1 pseudogene is annotated in these 2,704 nt (G+C 35.7%); it reads left to right on the top strand.

Going from position 1 to position 2,704, the window contains the following annotated elements:
* Positions 1-2,520 (top strand): annotated as a pseudogene (locus ACFILT_RS04105) (type ISP restriction/modification enzyme); the annotation flags it as partial.
* Positions 2,521-2,704: the final 184 nt, after the last annotated feature.

Here is a 2,704-nt window from a genome sequence, read left to right as displayed (position 1 = left end):
TCTTGTCACGCGTCCCGTGTTTGAAGCCTTGTTTGAAGGCAATGAATTTGTACAGAACAATGCCATTTCACAAGCAATGGATAAGATCTTAACGGAACTGGATAAAACCAATATCGAAGAGAAAACGAAAGATCTTGATAAATTTTACAAAAGTGTCACATTCTGTACAGCAGGTATCACCGAAACTCATGCAAAACAGAATCTTATTATCAAACTTTATGAAAGTTTTTTTGCCAAGGCATTTAAGAAAACCACGGATAAGCTTGGGATTGTTTATACACCCGTTGAGGTTGTGGATTTTATCATTCATTCTGTTGATGATGTGTTGCGGAATGAGTTTGGAACAAGCTTAGGGTCACGTGGTGTGTCTATTCTTGACCCTTTCACTGGAACGGGTACCTTTATCACACGGCTTTTACAATCTAATCTCATCAAACCAGAGGATATGGAATATAAATTCCGTCATGATATCCACGCCAATGAGATTGTTTTGCTTGCCTATTACATAGCAGCGATTAACATTGAATCGACGTATCATAGTCTTATGAAAGGAGAGTATATTCCTTTTAAGCATATTGGTTTGACCGATACATTTCGGATGCTTGAAAAACAAGATTTGATGAAAGGTTTACTAGAGGAAAACAGTGAATATTTAGAGCATCAAAAGAAACTGGATATTAAAGTTATCTTTGGTAACCCTCCTTATTCGGTAGGACAAAAAAATGAAAATGATAATGCAAAGAATACTCCCTATCCCATATTAAATAAACGTATCGGTGAAACTTACGCCGCTCAATCTAGAGCAACTAGTACGCAAAAGTTATATGACAGTTATATTCGTGCTATACGCTGGGCAAGCGACCGTATTGAGAATGCTGGGGTAATCGGCTTTGTTTCTGGCTCTGGTTATATAGAAAAGTCGACAATGGCTGGCTTACGAAAATCTTTAGCCAAAGAATTTACAAGTATTTATGTGCTTAATTTACGAGGGGATATACGTAAAAATATGTTAAGCAATGGAACTGCTCAAGAAGGAGAAAATATTTTTGGCAATGGAAGTATGACCGGTATTGCTGTGACACTATTTATCAAAAATCCTAGTGTTTCTGGAGATTGTAAAATTTACTATCATGACATTGGAGATAATCTTTCTACTACAAAAAAACTTAAGATAATCAAGTCCTTTGGTAGTATTGATGGCATTACGCGTAAACAAAAATGGCAAACAATTACGCCGGATGAACATGGTGATTGGATTCATCAACGTGATGAAAATTTCAAAGCGTTCTTAGCTCTAGGTGTTAAAAAAGGTCATGGTAAAAAACTTTTTGAAAATTTTTCTCTTGGAGTTTCAACCAATCGTGATGCTTGGGCGTACAATTCAAGCCGTAAAGTTTTAGCAAAAAATATGACTAATACGATTGCTTTCTATAATAGTGAAGTAGAACGTTTTAATAATGCTTATGGGCATGTTGATAGCAGGATACGTAAAAATGCTGTAGACAATTTTGTTAACGTTGATGCTAAAAAAATCAGTTGGAGTAGTAGTCTAAAAGAAGAGTTTGTAAGAGGAAAAGTTTCCGAATTTGAAAGTAATTGTTCAGTTCAAAGTCTTTATCGTCCCTTTACAAAGCAATGGCTCTATTACAATCGTATTTTTAATGAAAGAACTTACCAAATGCCGCGTATATTTCCGATGGGGCAAGTAGTCGAAAATAAGGTAATACAAGTTACAGGTATAGGCGCAAGAAGTGGTTTTTCTGTTTTGATGGCTAAAAGTATACCTAATCTTACTACAATAGAGAGTGGTCAATGCTTTCCAAGGTATATCTATGAAGATGCTACGGTTTCAAAAAGTAAAAGTGAGAAACAATCCCATTTATTTACAGAAGAAAGCAAAACAGCTGGTTTACAGAGGCGTGATGCCATTACTGATGAAGGATTAGTACATTTTAAAGCTGCTTATCCTAATGAAACCATAACAAAAGATGATCTATTCTATTACGTTTACGGTTTACTTCATTCGGAAGATTATCGTGCCCGTTATGCACATAATTTATGCAAAGAATTACCTCGTATCCCTTGCGTAAAGAGTGCTGGTGATTTTTGGAAATTTGTAACAGCAGGGCGTGAATTGGGTCATTTGCACGTGAATTATGAAAGCATAGAGCCTTATCCAGTGACCTTTAAAAAAGGCAATCCAAAAGTTNTAAGAATAGTAAGGAAAAGGATAAATCAACTGTCATTTATAACAGCAATATCACAATGACAGATATCCCTCTTGAAGCTTATGAGTATATCGTCAATGGCAAGCCTGCTCTTGAATGGGTTATGGGGCGTCAGTGTGTAAAGACTGATAAGAAGAGCGGCATTGTGAATGATGCCAATCGCTATGCTGTTGAAACCGTTGGAAACCCTGCCTACCCTCTAGAGTTGTTTCAAAGGGTTATTACCGTAAGTTTAGAAACAATGAAAATCGTAAAAAACTTACCAAAATTAGAAATAAGAGAAACTGAATAACTTAAAAGCATGCTCACATAATGGGTATGATAAACGCATAAGGGGTATAGAGCTTATAACCATAATTATACCTCTTTTTGTTAAGTTGATTAGATACAATCTCTAAAAGGAGTGTTTATATGCGTTATTCTAAAAAGAAATCCCATCTTAAAGTGAATAGGCTTCTTTTCCATTGCCTTTAAGA

It is taken from the genome of Bartonella sp. AP7XZML, from assembly GCF_042195745.1.
Taxonomy (GTDB): Bacteria; Pseudomonadota; Alphaproteobacteria; order Rhizobiales; family Rhizobiaceae; genus Bartonella.
Note: the sequence above shows the minus strand (reverse complement) of the source record. Positions and strands in the feature narration are given on the sequence as shown.